This window comes from Kitasatospora sp. NPDC058032 (assembly GCF_042885845.1).
Taxonomy (GTDB): Bacteria; Actinomycetota; Actinomycetes; order Streptomycetales; family Streptomycetaceae; genus Kitasatospora.
In genome coordinates, this window is sequence record NZ_JBHVRK010000005.1 from 124252 (window position 1) to 150497 (window position 26246).

Annotated in this window: 19 protein-coding genes; 18 read left to right on the top strand and 1 reads right to left on the bottom strand. The window is 69.6% G+C overall.

What is annotated here, in order from left to right; translation table 11 throughout:
• The first annotated feature begins 118 nt into the window (after positions 1-118).
• Positions 119-2722, top strand: coding sequence for a SpoIIE family protein phosphatase (locus tag ACFVUH_RS10605; protein ID WP_387912445.1), 2604 nt, complete (start codon positions 119-121; stop codon positions 2720-2722).
• A 96-nt stretch (positions 2723-2818) separates the two neighbouring features.
• Complete coding sequence (locus tag ACFVUH_RS10610) at positions 2819-4555, top strand: ABC transporter family substrate-binding protein (RefSeq protein ID WP_387912447.1); 1737 nt, start codon at positions 2819-2821, stop codon at positions 4553-4555.
• On the opposite strand, the gene ACFVUH_RS10615 is transcribed toward ACFVUH_RS10610, so the two are convergent.
• On the bottom strand, positions 4552-5688 hold the full coding sequence (locus ACFVUH_RS10615; protein WP_355369986.1) for a hypothetical protein: 1137 nt from the start codon (positions 5686-5688) through the stop codon (positions 4552-4554). The genes ACFVUH_RS10610 and ACFVUH_RS10615 overlap by 4 nt on opposite strands.
• Before the next feature lie 253 nt (positions 5689-5941).
• Between ACFVUH_RS10615 and typA the strand changes: the two genes are divergently transcribed.
• The 16 genes from typA (at position 5942) to ACFVUH_RS10695 (ending at position 26196) form a co-directional block, all read left to right on the top strand.
• The gene (typA, locus tag ACFVUH_RS10620; protein ID WP_387912448.1) at positions 5942-7846 is read left to right on the top strand and encodes a translational GTPase TypA; all 1905 of its coding nucleotides are present in this window, start codon (positions 5942-5944) and stop codon (positions 7844-7846) included.
• Between the two features lie 439 nt (positions 7847-8285).
• Positions 8286-9920 carry an ABC transporter substrate-binding protein gene (locus tag ACFVUH_RS10625; protein ID WP_355369990.1) on the top strand — a complete coding sequence of 545 codons (1635 nt, stop codon included), beginning with the start codon at positions 8286-8288 and terminating at the stop codon, positions 9918-9920.
• Positions 9921-10011: 91 nt separating this feature from the next.
• Positions 10012-10956: an ABC transporter permease gene (locus tag ACFVUH_RS10630; protein WP_350546867.1), complete on the top strand. Its 945-nt coding sequence runs from the start codon at positions 10012-10014 to the stop codon at positions 10954-10956.
• On the top strand, positions 10949-11887 hold the full coding sequence (locus ACFVUH_RS10635; RefSeq protein WP_387912450.1) for an ABC transporter permease: 939 nt from the start codon (positions 10949-10951) through the stop codon (positions 11885-11887). Before ACFVUH_RS10630 ends, ACFVUH_RS10635 begins: the two co-directional genes overlap by 8 nt.
• A 19-nt stretch (positions 11888-11906) precedes the next feature.
• On the top strand, positions 11907-12953 hold the full coding sequence (locus tag ACFVUH_RS10640; RefSeq protein ID WP_355369994.1) for an ABC transporter ATP-binding protein: 1047 nt from the start codon (positions 11907-11909) through the stop codon (positions 12951-12953).
• Complete coding sequence (locus ACFVUH_RS10645; RefSeq protein WP_387912452.1) at positions 12946-13962, top strand: ABC transporter ATP-binding protein; 1017 nt, start codon at positions 12946-12948, stop codon at positions 13960-13962. The genes ACFVUH_RS10640 and ACFVUH_RS10645 overlap by 8 nt, the downstream gene beginning before the upstream one ends.
• A 197-nt stretch (positions 13963-14159) precedes the next feature.
• Positions 14160-15788, top strand: coding sequence for an ABC transporter substrate-binding protein (locus tag ACFVUH_RS10650; protein ID WP_387912454.1), 1629 nt, complete (start codon positions 14160-14162; stop codon positions 15786-15788).
• A gap of 94 nt (positions 15789-15882) precedes the next feature.
• Positions 15883-16809, top strand: a complete 927-nt coding sequence (locus tag ACFVUH_RS10655) for an ABC transporter permease (protein WP_355370000.1) — start codon at positions 15883-15885, stop codon at positions 16807-16809.
• A 76-nt stretch (positions 16810-16885) separates the two neighbouring features.
• A complete protein-coding gene (locus ACFVUH_RS10660) occupies positions 16886-17800 on the top strand; it encodes an ABC transporter permease (protein ID WP_387912774.1) in 915 nt (304 codons plus the stop codon).
• Positions 17801-17816: 16 nt separating this feature from the next.
• Positions 17817-18869, top strand: a complete 1053-nt coding sequence (locus tag ACFVUH_RS10665) for an ABC transporter ATP-binding protein (protein WP_355370002.1) — start codon at positions 17817-17819, stop codon at positions 18867-18869.
• The gene (locus tag ACFVUH_RS10670) at positions 18859-20001 is read left to right on the top strand and encodes an ABC transporter ATP-binding protein (RefSeq protein ID WP_387912456.1); all 1143 of its coding nucleotides are present in this window, start codon (positions 18859-18861) and stop codon (positions 19999-20001) included. The genes ACFVUH_RS10665 and ACFVUH_RS10670 overlap by 11 nt, the downstream gene beginning before the upstream one ends.
• A 430-nt stretch (positions 20002-20431) precedes the next feature.
• Positions 20432-22078 carry an ABC transporter substrate-binding protein gene (locus ACFVUH_RS10675; RefSeq protein WP_355370006.1) on the top strand — a complete coding sequence of 549 codons (1647 nt, stop codon included), beginning with the start codon at positions 20432-20434 and terminating at the stop codon, positions 22076-22078.
• 93 nt (positions 22079-22171) lie between these two features.
• On the top strand, positions 22172-23116 hold the full coding sequence (locus tag ACFVUH_RS10680) for an ABC transporter permease (protein ID WP_355370008.1): 945 nt from the start codon (positions 22172-22174) through the stop codon (positions 23114-23116).
• The gene (locus ACFVUH_RS10685) at positions 23109-24074 is read left to right on the top strand and encodes an ABC transporter permease (RefSeq protein WP_355370010.1); all 966 of its coding nucleotides are present in this window, start codon (positions 23109-23111) and stop codon (positions 24072-24074) included. Before ACFVUH_RS10680 ends, ACFVUH_RS10685 begins: the two co-directional genes overlap by 8 nt.
• 15 nt (positions 24075-24089) lie before the next feature.
• Complete coding sequence (locus tag ACFVUH_RS10690; RefSeq protein ID WP_387912457.1) at positions 24090-25184, top strand: ABC transporter ATP-binding protein; 1095 nt, start codon at positions 24090-24092, stop codon at positions 25182-25184.
• Positions 25177-26196, top strand: a complete 1020-nt coding sequence (locus ACFVUH_RS10695) for an ABC transporter ATP-binding protein (protein ID WP_387912458.1) — start codon at positions 25177-25179, stop codon at positions 26194-26196. The genes ACFVUH_RS10690 and ACFVUH_RS10695 overlap by 8 nt, the downstream gene beginning before the upstream one ends.
• Positions 26197-26246 lie beyond the last annotated feature (50 nt).

Consider the following 26246-nt stretch of genomic DNA (forward strand, 5'->3'; position numbering starts at 1 on the left):
ACAAAAACCTTCGCCCGATCTGATGTTGTGATGTTGAGGGCGTGTGAACGTACCCCTCGATGATGAATACTCGGTCTTCTCGACATCCGGACGGTCGCGGGTTTGGAGGGGTCGGTCCGTGAACAGCACCCCGGCGCGCAATGCGCCGAGCAGCAGCGGTCATGCCGCTGTACCCGGGCAGGCCGGCGCCCAACGCCGGCCCGCCCCTGCCCACCAGCTGCCCGTACCGGCCCGCGCCCCGCGGCCGACGGCCGAGGAGCAGCGGTGGGGTGCCGGGGATCCGGGCTCGTTCTACGACTACATCCGGGTCGCCACCTTCGCGATCGGCCCCGACGGCCGGATCAGCCAGTGGAGCGAGCGCGCGGCCGAGTTCTTCGGCGTCCCCGCCGCCGAGGCGGTCGGCGCCGACCCGGTGACCACCTTCGTCCCCCGCGAGCTCTGGCGGCGTGGTCGGGCCCGGCTGGAGCGCATCCTGGCGGGCGAGGAGTGGGTCGGCACCACCCCGTACCGGCACGCCGACGGCGGCGAGGGCCTCGCCGAGCTCTACCTCATGCCGGACAGCGCGCTGCCCACCGCCGGCGCCACCTGTCTCGCGGTCGACCTCGGCCGGCTCCGCCGGATCGAGACGGATCTGGCCGCGTCCGAGGCGGTTTTCGGCCAGACGCCGACCGGCTTCGTGCTCTTCGACGACCGGCTCCGGCTCCAGCGCGTCAACGACGCCTTCGCCTCCGGGATGGGCCTCGCCCCCACCGACCTGGAGGGCCTCACCCCGCACGACATCTTCCCCGGCTCCGAGGCCGACCGGCTCACCGCCGCCCTGCGCAAGGTCCTCGCCAGCGGCGAGCCCGTCTTCGACCTGCGCTTCCACGCCGCCGTCCCGACCCGCGAGGGCAACCGGCTCTGGGCCGTCTCGCTCTACCGCCTCAACGGTGCGGCCGGCCAGCCGATGGGCGTCGCCGGACAGGTCTCCGACGTCACCAGCCGGCACGTCGCCGAACGCGAGGCCGACGGCGTGCGCCGCAACCTCGCCCTGCTCAACGAGGCCAGCGCCCACATCGGCTCCACCCTCGACCTGGAGACCACCGCCAAGGAGCTGCTGGACGTCGTCGTCCCGCCGTTCTGCGACCTCGCCACCGTCGACCTCTACACCGCGCTGCTCTCCGGCGAGACCGTGCCCAGCGCCGGTCGGCTCGGCGACACCGTGCTCACCGACGGCAGCGGCGAACTGCGCCGGGTCGCCGTCTCCAGCGTGGTCGGCGGCGCCTCCTCCGTGCTCGGCTCGGTCACCGGCCTGCCCATCGCCGAGGCCGGCGGCACCCTCTGCTACCCGCGCCGCTCCCCGCACGCCCGGGCGCTGCGCACCGGCCGCAGCGTCGTCCCCGAGCCCGGGCCCGACCCGCTGCTGCGCTCCACCCTGATCGTCCCGCTGGTCGCCCGCGACCAGGTGCTCGGCCTGGTCCAGCTCTCCCGGGCGATCGGCAGCGAGCCCTTCGACGCCCGCGATGTCGCCATCGCCGAGGAGCTCGTCGCCCGCGCCGCCGTCTGCATCGACAACGCCCGGCTCTACCGCCGCGAGCACGAGCGCGCGCTGATCCTCCAGCGCAGCCTGCTGCCCCCGGGCAACCCGGTCGCCAGCGGCCTGGAGATCGCCTGCCGCTACCTGCCCAGCAACAACAACACCGAGGTCGGCGGCGACTGGTTCGACGTCATCCCGCTGCCCGGCAACCGCACCGCCCTGGTCATCGGCGACGTGATGGGCCGCGGTCTGCGCGCCGCCGTCGCCATGGGCCAGCTGCGCACCGCCGTCCGGACCCTGGCCATGCTCGACCTGGAACCCGGCGAGGTGCTCGCCGCGCTCGACGAGATCGCCCGCGGCCTCGGCGACGACACCGCGCCCACCGGCCGGTCCAACCCGTACGGGCGGCTCACCTCCAGCGCCGACGAGGAGGCCCGCGAGGTCTACCTGGCCACCTGCGTCTACGCCGTGTACGACGCGGTCACCCGGCGCTGCACCTTCGCCAACGCCGGCCACCTGCCGCCCGTCCTGCTCGGCCCCGGCGAGCCCGCCCGGATGCTGGACGTCCCGCCCGGCCTGCCGCTCGGCGTCGGCGGCGAGCCCTTCGAGGAGGTCGAGCTGACCCTCCCGGACGGCGCCGTGCTCGGCCTCTACACCGACGGCCTGGTCGAGAGCCGCAAGCACCAGCTGGACGAGGGACTGAAGGCCTTCCGCACCGCCCTCTCCGACGGCGGCAAGGGCCTGGAGGACCTCTGCGACCACGTGCTCGGCGAGCTCAACCCGCACCACGGCGAGGACGACATCGCCCTGCTGATGGCCAAGGTGCACGCCTTCCCGGCGGACGCCGTCGGCCAGTGGTTCCTGCCGCCCGAGCCCACCTCGGTGGCCAAGGCCCGCGAGTTCGCGTGCAGCTGGCTGCTCGCCCGGGGCCTGGACGAGCTGGTCGACACCACCGAGCTGCTGGTCAGCGAGCTGGTCACCAACGCGCTGCGGCACGGCCGGGGCGAGATCCGGCTGCGGCTGCTGCGCGACCGGACCATGGTGTGCGAGGTCTGGGACGACGGCTACGCCCAGCCCCGGCAGCGCCGCGCCCACGAGACCGACGAGGGCGGGCGCGGGCTCCAGCTGGTCAGCCTGCTCGCCGAACGCTGGGGCAGCCGGCGCACGCCCAAGGGCAAGATCGTCTGGTTCGAGCTGGGTCTCTAGCCGCCCGACCGGCGGGTACCGCCGATCGGGTGCTGTCCCCGCCGGCCCGCCGTGTCGGGGACGCCGGGCGCGCGGGGGCGGCGTTCCATGGCCGCCATGCGCGCCCGCCTCCCCGTCGCAGCCGCCGCGCTGCTGCTCGCCCTTGGTGCCACGGCCGGCTGCCTCGGCGGCCCCGACCCGGCCCGCACCGTCCGCACCCCCGACCCCGCGCCGCCCGCCCCGGCCGTCGTCACCGGGGACGTCCGCCCGGTCGACCGGGCCGCCGTCCGCGACGGCGGCACCCTGCGCTGGGCCGTGGACGCCGTCCCGGCCACCCTGAACGCCTACCAGGGCGCCGCCACCGCCGACTCCGCACTGCTCGCGCACGCCCTCTACCCGGCGCTGTTCCGGCCGGACGCGCACGGCGAGTGGACGCCGGACCCGGACTACCTGACCGCCGCCGAGTCCACCCCGCCCGGACGGCTGCCCCAGGTGGTCACCTACCACCTCAACCCGCACGCCGTCTGGAGCGACGGCACCCCGCTCTCCGCCGCCGACTTCATCGCCCAGCGGACCGCGCTCACCGGCCCCGCCGCCACCGCCGCCCGCCCCGCCGGGTACGCGGCCGTCGACGCCATCACCCAGGGCGCCGACCCGCACGAGGTCCGGGTCACCTTCCGACAGCCCTGCGCCGAGTGGCAGGCCCTGTTCGGCCCGCTCTACCCCGCCGCCGAGACCGCCGCCCCCGCCGCCTTCGAGCGCCCGCTGCCCGGCGGCACCGCCCACCCGACCGCCGGCCCGTTCCTGGTCGACGGCTACGACCCGGCGGGCGGCCGGGCCACCCTGGTCCGCAACCCGTTCTGGTGGGGCGAGCCGGCCAAGGCGGACCGGATCGAGTTCCTCGCCGTCCCGCCCGAGCACCGCGCCGAGGAACTGGCCGGGGGCCGGCTCGACCTCGCCCCGCTGACCGCGGCGGTCGAGCACGCCGGGCCCGACACCGCCGAGGCGCTGCGCCGGGCCGCCGCGTTGCCCGGCGTCACCCTGCACCGGGCCGCCGGGACCGGCCTCGCCCAGCTCACCCTGAACGCCGCCCGGGAACCGCTCACCGACCCGGTGCTGCGCCGCGGGCTGGCCCGCGGCGTCGACCGGCGGCACGCCGCCGACGCCGCGCTGACCCCGTTCGGACTGCCCGCCGCGCCGCTCGGCCACCACCTGCTGGCCGGCGACCAGCCCGGCTACCGGGACGACTCCGACGCACTGGGCGTCGCCGATCCCGGGCGGATGCTGGACATCGCCGGCTGGAAGCGCCCCGCGACCGGCGGCACCCGGGCCCGGGACGGCCGCGAACTGGCGCTCACCCTGCTGGTCCCGGCCGGCTCGGCGACCCTCCGGCGGGCGGCCGACGCGGTGGCGGCGGACCTCGGCGCGATCGGGGCGGCGGTCCAGGTCGTGGAGGCGCCGGCGGACGCCGTCCTGCGCGACCACCTGGCCACCGGCGACTACGACCTCGCCCTGTTCTCGTGGCCCGCCGGCCCCGCCCCGGCCGACGAGCAGCGGCCCGTCTACGCCAAGCCCCGCCCCGGCCCGGACGGCGCCCCGGAGGCCGGCCGCAACTACGCGCGGGCCGGGACGGACGAGATCGACCGCCTCTTCGGCCTCGCCGCCGCCGAACCCGACCCGGACGCCCGCCGCGCCCTGCTCCAGGAGACCGACGCGCGGATCTGGCAGCTGGGCCATTCCGTCCCGCTCTTCCAGCGCCCGGAGGCGGTGGCGGTCCGCGACGGCCTGGTCGGCGCCGGAATCCGGGGCCTGGCCCGCCCCCGTCTCCAGGACCTCGGCTGGGCGGCGGGCTAACGGACCTCGACGGGCCGCTCCAGCATCCGCTCCACGTCGGCGATCCGGGTGAGGCCGGGGCACTCCCGGCGGGCGCGGGCGAGAGCCTTCCTGGCCCGTTCGGGCTTCCCGGTCGCGATCAGGGCGGCGGCCAGCGTGCAGCCGGCGTGAGCCCGCCAGTGCGGGGAGAGCCGGGCGTCGACCGCGTGGCGGCGGGCGGCGCGGACGGCCGCCTCGGGATCGCCGTTGAAGCGCGCGAGATCGGCCGCCCCCTGAACGTAGCGGAGCTTGGCCCGCTCGTCGTGGCCGAACACCTCCAGGAGCGGGGCCAACAGCGCACCGGCCCTGGCCGGGGTCAGTTCCCCACTGTCGCTGCGGCACACGATCACCGCAGCGGCGACGGCGTGCGCCTGACGCGGGCCGCAGCCTCGCGCCAGGGCCAGCTCGATGATCCGGTCGGCCTCGTCGTGGCGGCCTTCGGCGAGCGCCACCCCGGCGGCCGTGAGGCGGGTGTGACCCGCCTGGGCCGGGGCGGGCCCGTCCAGCACGGCGCGTGCCTCGGGGATCCGGCCGCGCCACAGCAGCCGTTCGGCCGTGATGTCGCGGGTCGACCAGAGGTGGTGCTCCAGGGCCCGGGGGCGGAAGGGCAGGACGAGGACGGCCCAGATCGAGTTGATCGGAGACGGCGCCCCGAGGAGCAGGAGGAGAACGAGGGTGGAGAGCAGGCCGAGCCCGATGCCCCGGGCCGCCCCCGTGAAGGAGAGCGCGAACCAGGCTCCGAGACCGCCGTGCACGGCGAGCCAGCCGACCGAGCAGGCCCAGAGCCGCAGCCTCGGGGCCCGGACGGGCAGCAGGCCCCAGTGGAGGCGCAGGCCGCTGGTGGGCCGCAGCCCCAGGGTGACCGGGACCCCGGCGACCGTTCCCTGCCACAGCACCCGCCCCCACCCGTAGGAGACGCCGAGGAACCGTCCCCCGCCCAGCCGGTGGGTGAGGAGGAGCCAGAGGTCGGAGAGCGGCTCCTGGCCCAGCAGGGTGCCGACCAGGAAGCCGAGCGCGGTCCACGGCGGGAGGCCGTGGTCGACCTTGGCGAACAGAACCACGGTGCCGGCGCCGAGGACGATCGGAGGGAGGACGGAGCGGAGGTGGTGGATCACGGCCGAAGCCTGGCGGAGGTGGAACACCGGGTGAAAGGGGCGTGACCGAGCTGTGATCTTGACCGGGCCCGCGATGCCCGTTTCGGCCGAGCTCGGCGGTTCCCCGTACCATAGGAGGAAGCCGTGGCATGTTCTGCCCGGCGGGTGGACCGGTAGTAGCAGGCGGAACGGGTGGTGGCGGCCGACAGGGGTCGCAAGTGCGCGTCACGCAGCCGGGCGCTCTAACCCACGATTCCAGGAGAATCCGCTAGGCATGCCCACGCGCAACGACATCCGTAACGTCGCCATCGTCGCTCACGTCGACCACGGCAAGACCACCCTGGTCGACGCCATGCTCAAGCAGGCCGGTGCCTTCGCCGCTCACCAGCAGCTGGACGACCGGATGATGGACTCCAACGACCTGGAGCGCGAGAAGGGCATCACCATTCTCGCGAAGAACACCGCGGTCAAGTACCACCCCAAGGATGGTGGCGCGCCGATCACCATCAACATCATCGACACCCCGGGCCACGCCGACTTCGGTGGCGAGGTCGAGCGCGGTCTGTCGATGGTGGACGCGGTCGTCCTGCTGGTCGACGCCTCCGAGGGCCCGCTGCCGCAGACCCGCTTCGTGCTCCGCAAGGCGCTCACCGCGCGGCTGCCCGTCATCCTCTGCATCAACAAGACCGACCGTCCGGACGCCCGGATCGACGAGGTCATCAACGAGACCTACGACCTCTTCCTCGACCTGGACGCGGACGAGGACCAGATCGAGTTCCCGATCGTCTACGCCTGCGCGCGTGACGGCGTCGCCTCGCTGACCAAGCCGGACAACGGCACCGTTCCCGCGGACAGCGACAACCTGGAGCCGTTCTTCTCCACCATCCTGGAGCACGTCCCGGCCCCGACCTACGACGCCGAGGCCCCGCTGCAGGCCCACGTCACCAACCTGGACGCCGACAACTTCCTCGGCCGCATCGCGCTGCTCCGCGTCGAGCAGGGCGAGCTGCGCAAGGGCCAGACGGTGGCCTGGATCAAGCGCGACGGCACCATCTCGAACGTCCGCATCTCCGAGCTGCTGATGACCGAGGCGCTCACCCGCAAGCCGGCCGAGGTGGCGGGCCCGGGTGACATCTGTGCCGTCGCCGGCATCTCCGACATCATGATCGGCGAGACCCTGGCCGACCCGGAGAACCCGATCGCGCTGCCGCTGATCACGGTGGACGAGCCGGCCATCTCGATGACCATCGGCACCAACACCTCGCCGCTGGTCGGCCGGGGCGGCAGCGGCAAGGGCGCGGACGCCAAGTCCGCCGGCCGGGTCGACCGCAAGGTCACCGCCCGCCAGGTGAAGGACCGCCTGGACCGCGAGCTGATCGGTAACGTCTCGCTGCGCGTCCTGGACACCGAGCGCCCGGACGCCTGGGAGGTGCAGGGCCGCGGTGAGCTGGCGCTGGCCATCCTGATCGAGACCATGCGCCGCGAGGGCTTCGAGCTGACCGTCGGCAAGCCGCAGGTGGTCACCAAGGAGGTCAACGGCAAGACCCACGAGCCGGTCGAGCGCCTGACCGTCGACGTGCCCGAGGAGCACATGGGTGCCGTCACCCAGCTCATGGGCATCCGCAAGGGCCGGATGGACAACATGTCCAACCACGGCTCGGGCTGGGTCCGGATGGAGTTCGTCGTCCCGTCCCGCGGTCTGATCGGCTTCCGGACCGAGTTCCTCACCAACACCCGCGGCACCGGTATCGCGCACTCGATCCACGAGGGCCACGAGCCGTGGTTCGGCACGCTGACGACCCGCAACAACGGTTCGCTGGTCGCGGACCGGGCCGGCGTGGTCACCGCCTTCGCGATGACCAACCTGCAGGAGCGCGGCGTGCTCTTCTGCGACCCGGGCACCGAGGTGTACGAGGGCATGATCGTCGGCGAGAACTCGCGCGCCGACGACATGGACGTCAACATCACCAAGGAGAAGAAGCTCACCAACATGCGGTCGTCGAACGCCGACGTCGCCGAGTCGATCGTCCCGCCGCGCAAGCTCTCGCTGGAGCAGTCGCTGGAGTTCTGCCGCGAGGACGAGTGCATCGAGGTGACCCCGGAGACGGTTCGCATCCGTAAGGTCGTGCTGGACCAGAAGGACCGCGGCCGTACCGCCTCGCGCGCGAAGAAGGCGTGATCACGGCCTTCTGAGCCCTTCCGGCGGCGCTTTGGCCGGAAACGTTCGCCCCCCTTTCCGATGGGAAGGGGGGCGAACTTTTTCAACTACTCCACGCTGTCGACGCGCGTATAAACGGAATAGCGCTTACCACGCCGAGGTGTCCGCTGAGCGAACGTGACAGTCCGTCATTCATGACGACTGTCCGGTTGATGCCTGTCTGAGTATGTCTCTTATGTCCGATTTTCGAAACTTACCGACCGTTCATGTGACCTAATTGAGATCGGCAGTGGTCACTTTCGTGTCCGTGCGTGACACATAGTGGGTGCAGTCAGGCTCGGGTCAAGGGTTACGCGCAGGGGTGCGCGCCGAAACCACGAGCGCGGACGGCACGGCGGACCGGATCAACCGCCCGCGGTGCTCTCCTCGTTGGAAAGTCGAATTCAGGAGGCATCCCCCCATGCGTGGTGCAACCCAGACCAAGTGGATCGTCGCGGCGACCGCGATCGCCCTCGCGGCGACCGCCTGCAGCACCAGCTCGAAGAGCGACGACAAGGCCGCCTCCGGCGGCGGCTCGATCGCCGTTCAGCTCGGTGAGCCGCAGCACGGCCTGGTTCCGCAGAACACCGCGGAGTCCGAGGGTGCCGAGGTCCTGGGCCAGCTGTTCGCCGGCCTGGTCGAGTACGACCGGAAGACCAACGAGCCGAAGCTGCGCGTCGCCGAGTCGATCGAGTCCCCGGACAGCAAGGTCTGGACGATCAAGCTGAAGGACGGCTACACCTTCCACAACGGTGAGAAGGTCACCGCCCAGTCCTTCGTCGACGCCTGGAACTGGGGCGCCAACCAGGACAACGCGGCCGAGGGCCTGCCGTTCTTCGCCAAGATCGAGGGCTCCGAGGAGCTCTCGCCGGGCAAGGACAAGAAGCCGGCCACCGACAAGCTCAAGGGCCTGCAGGTCGTCGACGAGAAGACCTTCACCGTCACCCTGACCAACCCGTTCTCCCAGTTCAAGACCATGCTGGGGTACAACGCGTTCTACCCGCTGCCGAAGGCCTTCTTCCAGGACCCGAAGTCGTTCGGGGACGCCCCGATCGGCAACGGCCCGTTCCAGATGGACGGCAAGTGGGAGCACAACAAGCAGATCAAGGTCAAGCGCTACGACAACTTCCCGGCCTCTGACGGCAAGGCGAAGCTGCAGGGCGTCACCTTCAAGATCTACGACAACCTGGACACCGCGTACAACGACCTGCGCGCCGACAACATCCAGGCCACCGACAAGCTCCCGATCTCGGCCATGGGCACCGTCAAGGGCGAGTTCGGCGACCGCTACATCTACAAGCCGGAGTCCGGCGTCGGTTACATCGGCTTCCCGATCTCGACCAACCCGGCCACCTACGGCAAGCCGGAGATCCGCAAGGCGATCTCGATGGCGATCGACCGCGAGGCGATCACCAAGCAGATCTTCGCGGGCACCCGTGTCCCGGCCGACGACTTCATCAACCCGCTGATCCCGGGCTACCGCAAGGGCGCCATGGGCGACGCGGCGAAGTTCGACCCGGCCAAGGCCAAGCAGCTGTGGGACACCGCCGGCGGTGTCCCGAACAACACCATCGAGCTGGGCTACAACGCCGACGGCGGCCACAAGGAGTGGATCGAGGCCGTCGCCAACCAGCTGAAGAAGAACCTCGGCGTCGAGGTCACCACGAAGCCGTTCGAGAAGTTCGGCAAGATCCTGGACGCGCTCGGCGCCAAGCAGTACTCCGGTGCCTTCCGCATGGCGTGGTCGATGGACTACCCGTCGATCGAGAACTACGAGCGTCCGATCTTCTCCAAGGTCGCCATCGAGAACGGCTCGAACTACGGCGGTTACGTCAACGACAAGTTCGAGTCGCTGCTGGACCAGGCCGACCAGGCGAAGAGCCCGGAGGAGGGCCTGAAGCTGTACCAGCAGGCCGACGACGTCCTGATCGAGGACCTGCCGTACATCCCGGTCTACACCTACATGTCCTCCGCCGCGTACTCCAAGAAGATCAAGAACTTCGACACCGACGCCCAGGGTCGTATGAACCTGGCCGAGGTCGAGCTCGCCGGCTGATCTGAGACGCAGACGTTAGGGGGCGGGTGGAGACCGGACCACAGTCCGGCTCCCCCCGCCTCCCTTCCTTGTCCGAAAGTGTGGAGGTCTAATGGGCCGCTATGTGATCCGCCGACTGATACAGGCGATCCCTGTCCTTATCGGCGCGACGCTGCTGATCTACGCGTTGGTCCACTACCTGCCCGGTGACCCGGTGCAGGCGCTGGCCGGCGAGAAGCGAGCCGACCCGGTCGTCGCGGACATGATCCGCGAAAAGTACCACCTGAACGACCCGTTCCTCGTTCAGTACTGGAACTACATCACCGGCGTCTTCCAGGGCGACCTGGGAGAGAGCCTCACCGGCCGTTCGGTGAGTGAGATGATCGGGGACGCCTTCCCGTACACCGTCAACCTCGCCCTGGTGGCTTTTGTCATCGAGGCGGTCGTCGGTGTCGCGGCCGGTGTCATGGCGGCCCTGCGCAAGGGGAAGTTCCTGGACCAGCTGGTCCTCATCAGCACGCTGCTGGTCATCTCGATCCCGGTCTTCGTCACCGGCTTCGTGCTGCAGCTCGTGCTCGGCGTCAAGCTGAAGAACGACTACGGCATCGAGATCTTCTCGGTGTCCTTCAACGAGGAGGACGGGCTCCGGGCGTACCTGCTGCCGGCCTTCGTCCTCGCCTCGATGTCGCTGGCGTACGTCGCCCGTCTGACCCGCACCAGCCTGATGGAGACCATGCGCGCGGACTACGTCCGCACCGCGGTCGCCAAGGGCCTGAAGCGCCGTCGGGTGATCGGCCGTCACGCGCTGCGCAACGCGCTGATCCCGATCGTCACCTTCCTGGGCGCCGACCTCGGCGGTCTCATGGGTGGTGCGGTCATCACCGAGCGGATCTTCAACATCCACGGCATCGGCGGCCTGCTCGCCCAGTCCGTGTACCAGAAGCAGGGAACGATCATCGTCGGCGTGGTCACGCTGCTGGTGCTGATCTACCTGATCACCACCCTGCTCGTGGACCTGCTGTACGCCGTGCTCGACCCGAGGATCCGCTATGAGTGACACCATCACCAAGGGCCCCGAGGCCCCTTCCGGCGACAACGGCGAGAAGGGCGCGGCGAAGGCCCAGAAGCCCGAGCGCGTCGCGAGCCTCTGGTCGGACGCGCTGCGCGACCTGCGCCGCAACCCGGTCTTCATCATCGGCGCGGTGCTGGTGTTCTGCCTGCTGGTCATCTCCGCGGTGCCGCAGCTGTTCACCGACGGCAGCCCGTTCGCGGGCGGCGCCTGCGACCTGGACAACTCGCTGAAGCGTCCGAGCGCCGAGCACTGGTTCGGCTTCGACGTCCAGGGCTGCGACATCTACACCCGCACCATCTGGGGCGCCCGCAACTCGGTCACCGTCGGTGTGCTGACCACCCTGACGGTCACCGTGGTGGGCTCCCTGCTCGGCCTGCTGGCGGGCTGGAAGGGCGGGATCGTCGACTCGATCCTGTCCCGCTTCACCGAGATCTTCTTCTCGATCCCGCTGCTGCTCGGCGGCATGCTGATCATGTCGATGTGGGGCAGCGGCAACGCCATCTCGGTCTCGGTCGTCATGGCCGTGCTCGGCTGGCCGCAGATCTTCCGCATCATGCGCGCCTCGGTGCTGGCCAACAAGAACAACGACTACGTGATGGCGGCCCGCGCGCTGGGTGCCGGCTCCGGCCGGATCACCTTCCGGCACATCCTGCCGAACGCCGTCGCGCCGGTCATCGTCGTCGCCGCGATCTCCCTGGGCGTCTACATCGGCGCCGAGGCCGCGCTGTCCTACCTGGGCATCGGCGTCCAGCCCCCGCAGATCTCCTGGGGCCTGATGATCAGCGACGCTCAGCCCCGCTTCCTGAACGCCCCGCACGTCCTGCTCTTCCCGGCCGCCGTGCTGAGCATCACCGTGCTGGCGTTCATCATGCTCGGCGACGCGGTGCGCGACGCCCTCGACCCGAAGCTCCGCTGAGAGAAGAGGTGACGACCCGATGACCACCGTGATCGAGAAGAACCAGAAGAACCGCCTGGAGGTTGGCACCCCGCTGCTGGAGGTCAAGGACCTCCACGTGGAGTTCCACACCCGGGACGGCGTGGCCAAGGCCGTGAACGGCGTCAACTACTCCGTTTCCGCCGGTGAGACCCTGGCGGTGCTCGGCGAGTCCGGCTCCGGCAAGTCGGTGACCGCCCAGACCATCATGGGCATCCTCGACATGCCGCCCGGCAAGATCAGCCAGGGCCAGATCCTCTTCCGCGGGCAGGACATGCTCGCGATGAAGGAGGAGGAGCGCCGGCAGATCCGCGGCCAGAAGATCGCGATGATCTTCCAGGACGCGCTCTCCTCGCTGAACCCGGTGATGACCGTCGGCGCGCAGCTGGGCGAGATGTTCCGGGTGCACCGCGGCGCCTCCAAGAAGGAGGCCCGGGAGAAGGCCATCGAGCTGATGGAGCGGGTGCGCATCCCCGCGGCCAAGCAGCGCGTGGGCGACTACCCGCACCAGTTCTCCGGCGGCATGCGCCAGCGCATCATGATCGCCATGGCGCTCTCCATGGAGCCCGACCTGATCATCGCCGACGAGCCCACCACCGCCCTGGACGTCACCGTCCAGGCCCAGGTGATGGACCTGCTCGCGGAGCTGCAGGACGAGTACAACATGGGCCTGATCCTGATCACCCACGACCTCGGCGTGGTCGCCGACGTCGCGGACAAGATCGCTGTGATGTACGCCGGCCGGATCGTCGAGACCGCCCCGGTGCACGAGCTGTACGCGCGCCCGGCCCACCCGTACACCAAGGGCCTGCTCCGCTCCATCCCGCGCCTGGACCAGAAGGGCCAGGAGCTGTACGCGATCAAGGGCCTGCCCCCGAACCTGCTGAAGGTTCCGGCCGGCTGCGCGTTCAACCCTCGCTGTGACGTCGCCACCGACCTGTGCCGCACGGAGATCCCGAAGCTGCACCAGGTGACCGACAAGGACGGCAAGGAGCTCACCGGCCGCCGCAGCGCGTGCCACCTCTGGAAGGAGACCCTCCATGGCTGAGCCCATCCTGGAGGTCAAGGACCTGGTCAAGCACTACCCGCTGACCCAGGGCATCCTGTTCAAGAAGCAGGTCGGCGCCGTCAAGGCCGTCGACGGCGTCTCCTTCGAGCTGGCGAAGGGCGAGACGCTCGGCATCGTCGGCGAGTCCGGCTGTGGCAAGTCGACGCTGGCCAAGGTGCTGATGCACCTGGAGACGGCCACCTCCGGCCAGGTCCTGTTCAAGGGCGAGGACATCACCAAGCTGTCCGGCGCGGGCCTCAAGGCCGTCCGCCGGAACATCCAGATGGTGTTCCAGGACCCGTACACCTCGCTCAACCCGCGCATGACGGTCGGCGACATCATCGGCGAGCCCTTCGAGATCCACCCCGAGGTGGCTCCCAAGGGCGACCGCCGCAAGGCCGTCCAGGACCTGCTGGACGTCGTCGGCCTCAACCCGGAGTACATCAACCGGTACCCGCACCAGTTCTCCGGCGGTCAGCGCCAGCGCATCGGCATCGCCCGCGGCCTGGCGCTCAAGCCGGAGGTCATCATCTGCGACGAGCCGGTCTCGGCCCTGGACGTGTCCGTCCAGGCGCAGGTGATCAACCTGCTGGAGCAGCTGCAGAGCGACTTCGAGCTCTCCTACATGTTCATCGCCCACGACCTCTCCATCGTCCGGCACATCTCCGACCGCGTCGGCGTGATGTACCTCGGCAAGATGGTCGAGATCGGCACGGACGAGGAGATCTACGAGAACGCCACCCACCCGTACACCCAGGCGCTGCTCTCCGCGGTGCCGGTGCCGGACCCGGAGGCGCGCGCGAACCGCGACCGGATCATCCTGACCGGTGACATCCCCTCGCCGGCCAACCCGCCGTCCGGCTGCCGCTTCCGCACCCGCTGCTGGAAGGCGGAGGAGCGCTGCTCGACCGAGGTCCCGCTGCTGGCGGTGCCCGAGGTGCTGAGCGGCCCGGCCAAGCACCAGTCGGCGTGCCACTTCGCCGCCGTCCGGGAGACGGCCGCGGCCTGACGGCCCGCCCGTTCCCGCCCGGAGGGGCCCGTTGCCGTTCGCGGCGCGGGCCCCTTCGGCGTTCGCGCGCCGGGCCTGCCGGGGCGTCAACCGGTGCGGCGGCCCGTGCACCCTTCCGGGGGTACCGCACTCGCGCCGCCGGGCGGCCGAGCTTCTCATGGGGTGTGATGCGTCACACACCTTGAGGAGGGACCTCCATGCCCGTGGCCACCCGTGCTCGATGGGTCCTCGCCGCAGCGACGTCCGTGGCCCTGGTGGCCGGCGGATGCAGCAGCAGCGGCGGCGGGGGCGGCAGCAGCGGTTCGTCGGACAGCAGCAAGACCTTCAGCTACCAGAGCAGCGAGCCGCAGAACGCGCTGCAACCGGCCAACGCCAACGAGACCGGCGGCGGGCGCATCCTGCAGAACCTCTTCAAGGGCCTGGTCGACTACGACCCGGCGAACGCGAAGATCCGGATGCAGGTCGCGGACAAGATCGACACCAGCGACTCGCAGACCTTCGACGTCACGCTGAAGGACGGCTGGAAGTTCCACGACGGCACCCCGGTGCACGCCAAGAACTTCGTCGACGCCTGGAACTGGGCCGCGACCACCACCAACAACCAGATCAACAGCTCCTGGTTCTCCGACATCGAGGGCTACGCGGACGTCCACCCGGAGAGCGGCCAGCCGACCGCGGCCAAGATGTCCGGGCTGACCGTCACCGACGACCTGCACTTCACCGTCAAGCTGAGCCACAAGGTCTCGTACTTCGAGTACAAGCTCGGCTACATCGCCTTCTCCCCGCTGCCGGACGCCTTCTACAACGACCCCGCCGGGTACGGGCAGAAGCCGGTCGGCAACGGCGCCTACCAGTTCGTCAGCTGGGACCACAACCAGCAGGTGGTCACCAAGGCCTTCCCGGACTACCAGGGCGTGGACAAGCCGAAGAACGGCGGCATCGTCTTCAAGATGTACAGCACCTCCGAGGCCGCCTACGCCGACCTGCAGTCCAACAACCTGGACGTGATGGACCAGGTGCCGCCCTCCGCGCTGGCCACCTACAAGAGCGACCTCGGCGACCGGGCGATCGACGCCCCGCAGGGCGCCATCCAGAACATCGGCTTCACGCTCTACCAGGCCGACTGGGCCCCGCCGGAGAAGGCGAAGGTGCGCCAGGGCCTGTCGATGGCGATCGACCGCGACACCATCACCAAGACGGTGCTCCAGGGCTCGCGCAAGCCGGCTTCCGCCTGGGTCGCCGAGGGCGTCGAGGGCTACAAGGCCGGCCAGTGCGGTGACAACTGCACCTTCGACCCGGCCAAGGCCAAGCAGCTGATCGCCGAGGGCGGCGGCGTCCCCGGCAACAGGATGACCATCACCTACAACGCCGACGGCGGCCACAAGGAGTGGGTCGACGCGGTCTGCAACTCGATCCGGCAGAACACCGGGGTCGAGTGCACCGGGGACCCGAAGCCGGACTTCAAGACCGCCCGCGCGGCGATCACCGGCCACCAGATCAACGGCGCCTTCCGCACCGGCTGGGTCCAGGACTACCCGCTGAACGCCAACTTCCTCGCCGACGTGTACCGCACCGGCGCGGCGTCCAACGACTTCGGCTACAGCAACGCGCAGTTCGACCAGCTCGCCACCCAGGCCGACGAGGCCGCCAGCGTCTCCGACACGGTGACCGGCTACCAGCAGGCCGAGGCGGTGCTGGCGCAGGGCATGCCGGCCATCCCGCTCTGGTACTACCGCACCAACTCGGGCTACTCCACCAAGGTCCAGAACGTGACGTTCGACTCCTTCGGCAACCCGGCCTGGACGCAGGTCGAGGTCAAGGGCTGACCGGGCGCGGCCTGGGTTCCCCCGCGGGCCCCGCCCTTCCCGCACGGAGGGCGGGGCCCGGGCACTCGATCACTTCTCCGGGAAGGAGGCTCGGATGGGCAGTTACGTGCTGCGGCGGGTGCTGCAGATGATCCCGGTGTTCTTCGGCACCACGCTGCTGATCTTCCTGATGGTCTACACGCTGCCGGGGGACCCGGTCGCGGCACTGTTCGGGGAGAAGGCCGCGGACCCCGCCGTGGTCGCCAACCTCAAGCACAAGTACTACCTGGACCAGCCGATCTGGAAGCAGTACCTGCACTACATGGGGAACCTCTTCCAGGGCGACTTCGGCACCAGCTTCACCGGCCGCCCGGTCTCGGACATCATGGCGCAGGCCTTCCCGGTCACCATCCGGCTGGCCCTGCTGGCCTTCGCCTTCGAGATGATCTTCGGACTGCTGCTGGGCCTGGTCTCCGGACTCAAGCGCGGCAGCATCCAGGACACCGTGGTGCTGTTCCTCACCCTGCTGGTGATCTCCATCCCGGTGTTCGTCCTGGCGTACATCGCGCAGACCGTCTTCGCGACCAACCTGGGCTGGGTCACCCCGACCGTCCAGGACTCCAGGGACCTCTCGCAACTGATCCTGCCGGCGATCGTGCTGGGCTCGCTGTCGCTGGCGTACGTCGCCCGGCTCACCCGCACCTCGATCGGCGAGAACCTGCGGGCCGACTACATGCGCACCGCGGTGGCCAAGGGGCTGCCCCGGCGCACCATCATCAGCCGTCACCTGCTGCGCAACTCGCTGATCCCGGTGGTCACCTTCCTCGGCACCGACCTCGGCGCGCTGATGGGCGGCGCGATCGTCACCGAGGGCATCTTCAACGTGCAGGGTGTCGGCAACGTCCTCTACCGGGCGATCAACCAGAAGGAGGGGCCGACCGTGGTCGGCATCGTCACCGTGCTGGTGATCGTCTACCTGGTGGCCTCCCTCGTCGTCGACCTGCTCTACGCGGTCCTGGACCCGAGGATCCGCTATGCCTGACGTCCACGACGAGAACTCCTACGAGCCGCATCCCAAGCCGGGAGTGGACCACTTGGACTACGCCGGCGAGCAGGGCATGGCGGTCGAGCAGGAGACCCTGATCGAGCGCGACCCGGACAAGCGGGAGGCGGCCCGCAGCCTCTGGGGCGACGCCTGGCGCGACCTGCGGCGGCGGCCGATCTTCCTGATCTCGGCGGTGCTGATCGTGCTGCTGATCGTGATGGCGATCTTCCCCTGGGCGTTCACCGACGCCGATCCGCGCAAGGCCGACCTGGTCCACAACTACCTCAGACGGCCGGACTGGACGGACTTCTTCGGCGCGGGCTGGTTCGGCTACGACGGCCAGGGCCGCTCCATCTACGCCCGGGTCGTGTACGGCGCCCGGGCCTCGATCACCGTCGGCATCTTCGTGACCGCGACGGTGACCGTGCTCGGCGGGCTGACCGGCATGGTGGCCGGCTACTTCGGCGGCACGGTGGACGCGGTGCTCTCCCGGATCATCGACATCTTCTTCGGCATCCCGCTGCTGCTCGGTGCGCTGGTGCTGCTGAACGCCTTCTCCGTCCGCACGGTGTGGACGGTGGTCGTCGCGCTGGGCGTGCTCGGCTGGACGCAGATCGCCCGCGTCATGCGCGGCGCGGTGCTGACGGTCAAACAGTCCGACTTCGTGGTGGCCGGACGGGCGCTGGGGGCCGGGACCGGACGGCTGATGTTCCGGCACATCCTGCCGAACGCGGTCGCCCCGGTGATCGTGGTGGCGACCATCGCGCTGGGCGGCTACATCGCCACCGAGGCGACGCTGAGCTTCCTCGGCATCGGCCTGCAGGACCCGACCATCTCCTGGGGCATCGACATCTCCTCGGCCCAGAAGGTGATCCGGACCGCCCCGTTCGTCCTGTTCTTCCCGGCCGCGGCGCTCTCCGTCACCGTGCTGGCCTTCATCATGCTGGGCGACGCGGTGCGCGACGCCCTCGACCCGAAGCTGCGCTGAGCGAGGGGACGCATTCGTGACCACAGCAGTCGATACCGGGAGGACCCGGCGGGAAGAGCCCTACGAGGGCCCGCTGCTCGACGTCCGCGACCTGCACGTCGAGTTCGTCACCCGGGACGGGGTGGCGAAGGCGGTCAACGGGGTCAACTACAGCGTCCGGGCCGGGGAGACGCTGGCGGTGCTCGGCGAGTCCGGCTCCGGCAAGTCGGTGACCGCGCAGGCGATCATGGGCATCCTGGACATGCCGCCGGCCCGCATCCCGCGGGGCGAGATCCGCTTCCGGGGCCAGGACATGCTGAAGATGGACAAGGAGACGCGGCGCAAGGTCCGCGGGCAGAAGATCGCGATGATCTTCCAGGACGCGCTCTCCTCGCTCAACCCGGTGCTCACCGTGGGCTTCCAGCTGGGCGAGATGTTCCGCGCCCACCACGGCAGCTCGCGCAAGGAGGCCAAGGAGAAGGCCGTCGAGCTGATGGAGCGGGTGCGGATCCCGGCGGCCCGGCAGCGGGTCAACGACTATCCGCACCAGTTCTCCGGGGGCATGCGCCAGCGCATCATGATCGCCATGGCGCTGGCGCTGGAGCCGGACCTGATCATCGCGGACGAGCCCACCACCGCGCTGGACGTCACCGTGCAGGCCCAGGTGATGGATCTGCTCGCCGAACTCCAGGCCGAGTTCAACATGGGCCTGATCCTGATCACCCACGACCTGGGCGTGGTCGCCGATGTCGCCGACAAGATCGCGGTGATGTACGCGGGCCGGATCGTGGAGACCGCCCCGGTGCACGAGCTGTACGCGCGTCCGGCCCACCCGTACACCCGCGGGCTGCTGGACTCGATCCCGCGCCTGGACCAGAAGGGCCAGGAGCTGTACGCGATCAAGGGCCTGCCGCCCAACCTGCTGCGGATCCCGCCGGGCTGCGCGTTCAACCCGCGCTGCCCACGCGCCCAGGACATCTGCCGGCAGGAGGTGCCGGAGCTGTTCCCGGTCACCGAGGACGACGGCACCGAGCTGGCCGGGCGGGGCAGCGCCTGCTTCTTCTGGAAGGAGACCCTCCATGACCGTTGAGGGGCCCGGCGCGGTCGAGTCGCCGGTGGAGGCCGCCTTCGAGCAGGAGGTGGCGCGCGGCGAGCCGATCCTCGAAGTCCGCGACCTGGTCAAGCACTTCCCGCTGACCAGGGGCGTGCTGTTCAAGAAGCAGGTCGGCGCGGTGAAGGCGGTCGACGGGGTCTCCTTCGACCTCGTGCAGGGGGAGACACTGGGCATCGTCGGCGAGTCCGGCTGCGGCAAGTCGACGCTGGCCAAGGTGCTGATGAACCTGGAGCCGGCCACCGGCGGCTCGGTGCGCTACAAGGGCGAGGAGATCTCTCGGCTCACCGGGGCCGGGCTGAAGGCGGTGCGGCGCAACATCCAGATGGTGTTCCAGGACCCGTACACCTCGCTCAACCCGCGCATGACGGTCGGCGACATCATCGGCGAGCCCTTCGAGATCCACCCCGAGGTGGCTCCCAAGGGCGACCGCCGCAAGGCCGTCCAGGACCTGCTGGACGTCGTCGGCCTCAACCCGGAGTACATCAACCGCTATCCGCACCAGTTCTCGGGCGGTCAGCGCCAGCGCATCGGCATCGCCCGCGGCCTGGCGCTCAAGCCGGAGATCATCATCTGCGACGAGCCGGTCTCGGCCCTGGACGTCTCGGTCCAGGCGCAGGTGATCAACCTGCTGGAGCAGCTGCAGAACGAGTTCAACCTGTCGTACATGTTCATCGCGCACGACCTCTCGATCGTCCGGCACATCTCCGACCGGGTCGGGGTGATGTACCTCGGCAAGCTGGTCGAGATCGGCAGCGACCGGGAGATCTACGACCACGCCACCCACCCGTACACCCAGGCGCTGCTCTCCGCCGTCCCGGTGCCCGACCCGACGGCGCGGGAGAACCGGGACCGGATCGTGCTGACCGGCGACGTGCCCTCGCCGGCCAACCCGCCGTCGGGCTGCCGTTTCCGCACCCGCTGCTGGAAGGCGCAGGAGCGGTGCGCGGTGGAGGTCCCGCTGCTGGCGGTGCCGGACTGGCTGGGCGGGGCGGCCGCCCATGAGTCGGCCTGCCACTTCGCGGCCGAGCGCGACCTGGCCGAGCGCGACCTGGCCGAGGGCGATCGGACCGAGGGCGACCGGACCGAGGGCGGGCCGGAAAGCGGTTGACACCGGGGCCCGGCCCCGTCACGGAGCGCGTCCTCCCCCCGGAGGGCGCGCTCCCGCCTTTTCCGCCCGGCGACCTGCGGTAATTCCGGTGGGGGGTGCCGGCTGTCCTCGAAATAGATCATTACGCTTCGTAAAGATTCGAATACCGGTGCTATCGGTTCGTTATCCGGAAAGCGGAGCACTTGATTCCGGGCGCGATATGACGGAATTTGCCGAGTATTGTCACGGGTTGGTCCCGGCCTGTAATTGAAAAGAGATGTGACGGCGATTCCACCGAAGGGGTCGGTTGATCGATAGTTGCTCTGCGCGTATCAGTGGTCACCTCGCCGGCTGTGCGGATCGGCCCTGAGATGTCGACCCCCGCCGTGCCCGGCACACCGGGTGGCGGGGCGCCGTTCGTTCGTAAGCCCCCAAAACGAGGAGCAGTTGAATGAGGCTCACCAAGACCATGCGCTGGACCGCGCTGGCGGCGTGTACCGCGCTCGCGATCTCCGCCTGCAGTACGGGCAGCGACAAGAAGTCCACGGACGGGGCGAACGGGTCGGGCAAGACGGGTGGCTCGATCAGCATCCAGTCGGGTGAGCCGCAGCACGGGCTGGTCCCGCAGAACACCGCGGAGTCCGAGGGCGCCCAGGTCCTGAACGCGCTGTTCGCGGGCCTGGTGGAGTACGACCACCAAACCAACGAGCCGAAGCTGCGCGTCGCGGAGTCGATCGAGTCCCCGGACAGCAAGGTCTGGACGATCAAGCTGAAGGACGGCTACACCTTCCACAACGGTGAGAAGGTCACCGCCCAGTCCTTCGTGGACGCCTGGAACTGGGGCGCCAACCAGGACAACGCGGCCGAGGGCCTGCCGTTCTTCGCCAAGATCGAGGGCTCCGAGGAGCTCTCGCCGGGCAAGGACAAGAAGCCGGCCACCGACAAGCTCAAGGGCCTGAAGGTCGTCGACGAGAAGACCTTCACGGTCACCCTGAGCGCGCCGTTCTCGCAGTTCAAGATCATGCTGGGCTACACCGCCTTCTACCCGCTGCCGAAGGCCTTCTTCCAGGACCCGAAGGCCTTCGAGGACGCCCCGATCGGCAACGGCGCGTTCCAGATGGACGGCAAGTGGCAGCACAACCAGCAGATCAAGCTGAAGCGCTACGACAACTTCCCGGCGTCGGACGGAAAGGCCAAGCTGGATTCCGTCACCTTCAAGATTTACGACAAGCTGGAAACGGCCTACAACGACCTCCGGGCCGACAACATCCAGATCACCAACAAGCTCCCGATCTCGGCGATGGCGACCGTCGCCCAGGAATTCGGTGACCGCTACATCTACAAGCCGGAGTCGGGCGTCGGCTTCATCGGCTTCCCGATCGCGACCAACCCGGCCGCGTACGGCAAGCCGGAGATCCGCAAGGCGATCTCGATGGCGATCGACCGCGAGTCGATCACCAAGAACATCTTCTCGGGTACCCGCATCCCGGCCGACGACTTCATCAGCCCGATCATTCCGGGCTACCGCAAGGGCGCCATGGGCGACGCGGCGAAGTTCGACCCGGCCAAGGCCAAGGAGCTCTTCGTCACGGCCGGCGGTGTCCCGAACAACACCATCGAGCTGGGCTACAACGCCGACGGCGGCCACAAGGAGTGGATCGAGGCGGTCGGCAACCAGCTGAAGAAGAACCTCGGCGTCGAGGTGACCTTCAAGCCCTTCGAGAAGTTCGGCAAGATCCTCGACGAGCTGGGCGCCAAGCAGTACTCCGGGGCCTTCCGGATGGCCTGGCAGATGGACTACCCGTCGATCGAGAACTACCTGCGGCCGATCTTCTCCAAGGTCGCCATCGAGAACGGCTCGAACTACGGCGGCTACGTCAACGAGCAGTTCGAGGGCCTGCTGGCGCAGGCCGACCAGGCGAAGACCCAGGAGGAGGGTCTGAAGCTGTACCAGCAGGCCGACGACATCCTCATCAAGGACCTGCCGTACATCCCGGTCTACACCTACATGACCTCCGCGGCCTACACCAAGAAGGTCAAGAACGTGGTCGTGGACGCGCAGAACCGCATCGACCTGGCCAACGTCGAGCTGGCCTGACCGCCCCCCAGCCCGACCGGCGCGCCCTGACGGGCGGCACGGGTCACCCCCGTGCCGCCCGGCTCCGGCGTGCCCAGACCACGAGGAGACCGCATGGGCCGCTATGTGGTCCGCCGGATCATCCAGGCCATACCTGTGATCCTCGGCGCGACTTTCCTGATCTACGCACTGGTCTTCCTGCTGCCTGGCGACCCCATCACGGCACTGGCCGGTGAGAAGCGGCAGGACCCCGCCGTCGTCCAGGTCCTCCGGGACCGGTACCACCTGGACGACCCGTTCTTCATCCAGTACTGGGACTACCTGACCGGCCTGTTCAAGGGCGACTTCGGCGAGGACTACCGGGGCAACCAGGTCGTCGACGTGATGCAGCGGGCCTTCCCCTACACCATCAACCTGGCGCTCGTGGCGCTGGCCATCGAGATGGTGGTGGGTGTCACCGCGGGCGTCGTCGCGGCCCTGCGGCGCGGCAGGTTCATCGACAACGTGGTGCTGATCTCGACCCTGATGGTCATCTCGATCCCGGTCTTCGTGATCGGCTTCGTGCTCCAACTGCTCCTCGGGGTGAAGCTCAACACCGACTACGGCATCGACTTCTTCCCGGTCTCCTTCAACGAGGAGGCCGGTTTCCGGTCCTATCTGCTGCCCGGCTACGTGCTCGCCTCGACCTCCCTGGCGTACGTCGCCCGGCTCACCCGGACCAGCCTGATCGAGGTCATGCGGGCGGACTACGTCCGTACGGCGGTCGCCAAGGGCCTCAGCCCGCTGCGGGTGGTGGTGCGGCACGGTCTGCGCAACGCGCTGATCCCGATCGTCACCTTCCTGGGCATGGACCTCGGCGGCCTGATGGGCGGCGCGGTCATCACCGAGGGCATCTTCAACATCCCCGGGGTCGGACACCAGCTCTTCCAGTCCGTCTACCTGCGGGAACGCACCATCGTCGTGGGCATCGTGAGCGCCCTGGTGATGGTCTACCTGTTCGCCAACCTGGTGGTCGACCTGCTGTACGCCGTCCTGGACCCGAGGATCCGCTATGAGTGAGCCGACGAAGAGCGAGAACGCGAGCGGGGCGATCCCCGGGCAGCGCGGCAGCGGCAAGGGCGGCAAGGGCGGCAGGAACGGCAAGGGCGGCAAAGGCGGCGAGCGGGTCGCCAGCCTCTGGAGCGACGCCTGGGCGGACCTGCGCCGCAGCCCGCTGTTCCTGATCGGCGCGTTCCTGGTCGTCTTCATGGTGCTGCTCGCCGTCGTCCCGCAGCTGTTCACCGACGCCGACCCGCGCGCCGGCGGCTTCTGCAACCTGGCCGACTCGCTGAAGCGGCCCAGCGGCAGCCACTGGTTCGGCTTCGACGTCCAGGGCTGCGACATCTACACCCGGACCGTCTGGGGCGCCCGCAACTCGATCATCGTGGGCCTGGTGACCACCACCCTGGTGGTCCTGGTCGGCGGCACCATGGGCCTGTGGGCCGGCTGGATCGGCGGTTTCGGCGACAGCCTGCTCTCCCGGGTCACCGAGATCTTCTTCGCCATCCCGCTGCTGCTCGGCGGCATGCTGATCATGTCCACCTGGGGCAAGGGCAACGCCTGGACGGTCTCCGCGGTGATGGCCGTGCTCGGCTGGCCGCAGATCTACCGGCTGATGCGTTCGGCGGTGCTGGCCAACAAGCACAACGACTACGTGGTGGCGGCCCGCGCGCTGGGCGCCGGCACCGGGCGGATCGTCAGCCGGCACATCCTGCCGAACGCCGTCGCCCCGGTGATCGTGGTCTCCACCATCAACCTGGGCGTCTACATCGGCGCCGAGGCCGCGCTGTCCTACCTGGGCATCGGCATCCAGTCCCCGGCGATCTCCTGGGGCCTGATGATCAGTGACGCCCAGTCCCGCTTCCTGAACGCCCCGCACGTGCTGCTCTTCCCGGCCGTCGTGCTGAGCATCACCGTGCTGGCGTTCATCATGCTCGGCGACGCGGTGCGCGACGCCCTCGACCCGAAGCTGCGCTGAGGAGGGCCGCGGACCATGACTGACATGACCCAACCGGCGAAGGACGGCTCCGGTACGGGCCGGGACGCGGTGGAGGTGCTGGGGGCGCGCCGGGAGAGCCTGGTGCCCGGCACCCCGCTGCTGGAGGTCGACGACCTGCACATCGAGTTCCACACCCGGGACGGCGTCGCCAAGGCCGTCAACGGGGTGAGCTACTCGGTGTCGGCCGGGGAGACGCTGGCGGTGCTCGGCGAGTCCGGCTCCGGCAAGTCGGTGACCGCGCAGGCGATCATGGGCATCCTCGACATGCCCCCGGGGCGGATCACCGCGGGCTCGATCCGGTTCCGGGGCGAGGACCTGCTCACCATGAGCCCCAAGGCCCGGCGGGCGGTGCGCGGGCGGAAGATCGCGATGATCTTCCAGGACGCGCTCTCCTCGCTCAACCCGGTGCTCAGCGTCGGCTACCAGCTCGGCGAGATGTTCCGGGTGCACCAGGGCGCCGGCCGCAAGGAGGCCAAGGAGAAGGCCGTCGAGCTGATGGAGCGGGTGCGGATCCCGGCGGCCCGGCAGCGGGTCAACGACTATCCGCACCAGTTCTCCGGCGGCATGCGCCAGCGCATCATGATCGCGATGGCGCTGGCGCTGGAGCCGGACCTGATCATCGCGGACGAGCCCACCACCGCGCTGGATGTCACCGTGCAGGCCCAGGTGATGGATCTGCTCGCCGAACTCCAGGCCGAGTTCAACATGGGCCTGATCCTGATCACCCACGACCTGGGCGTGGTCGCGGACGTCGCGGACAAGATCGCGGTGATGTACGCGGGCCGGATCGTGGAGACCGCCCCGGTGCACGAGCTGTACGCACGCCCGGCCCACCCGTACACCCGGGGCCTGCTCAACTCGATCCCCCGGCTGGACCAGAAGGGCCAGAACCTCTACGCCATCCAGGGCCTGCCGCCGAGCCTGCTGCGGATCCCGGACGGCTGCGCGTTCAACCCGCGCTGCGACCGGGCCCAGGACGTCTGCCGCACCGAACTCCCGCGCCTGGTGGCGGTGCTGGACGCCCAGGGGGCCGACCTGCCGGGCCGGCGCAGCGCCTGCCACTTCTGGAAGGAGACCCTCCATGGCTGAGCCCATCCTGGAGGTCAGGGACCTGGTCAAGCACTATCCGCTCACCCAGGGGATCGTCTTCAAGCGGCAGGTCGGCGCCGTGCGGGCGGTGGACGGCGTCTCCTTCCGGCTGGCGAAGGGGGAGACGCTGGGCATCGTCGGCGAGTCCGGCTGTGGCAAGTCGACGCTGGCCAAGGTGCTGATGAACCTGGAGAAGGCCACCTCCGGCGAGGTGCGGTTCAAGGGCGAGGACATCACCCGGCTCTCCGGGGCCGGGCTGAAGGCCGTCCGCCGGAACATCCAGATGGTGTTCCAGGACCCGTACACCTCGCTCAACCCGCGGATGACGGTCGGCGACATCATCGGCGAGCCCTTCGAGATCCACCCCGAGGTGGCACCGAAGGGCGACCGCCGCAGGGCGGTCCAGGACCTGCTGGACGTCGTCGGCCTCAACCCGGAGTACATCAACCGCTATCCGCACCAGTTCTCGGGCGGTCAGCGCCAGCGCATCGGCATCGCCCGAGGCCTGGCGCTCAAGCCGGAGGTCATCATCTGCGACGAGCCGGTCTCGGCCCTGGACGTCTCGGTCCAGGCGCAGGTGATCAACCTGCTGGAGCAGCTGCAGAACGACTTCGAGCTCTCCTACATGTTCATCGCCCACGACCTCTCGATCGTCCGGCACATCTCCGACCGGGTCGGCGTGATGTACCTCGGCACGATGGTCGAGATCGGGACGGAGGAGCAGATCTACTCCCACCCGACCCATCCGTACACCCAGGCGCTGCTCTCCGCCGTCCCGGTGCCCGACCCGACCGGGCGCGAGCAGCGCGAACGGATCCTGCTCAGCGGCGACATCCCCTCGCCGGCCAACCCGCCGTCGGGCTGCCGCTTCCGCACCCGCTGCTGGAAGGCGGAGGAGCGCTGCGCGACCGAGGTCCCGCTGCTGGCCGTGCCGTCGGCGCTGAGCGGGCCGGCCGCGCACGAGTCGGCCTGCCACTTCGCGGAGGTGCGGGACGTGATCGGCGCGGGCTGAGCGCGCGGGCCGGTCCCGGCGGGGCCCCGGAGTCGTCACGGACTCCGGGG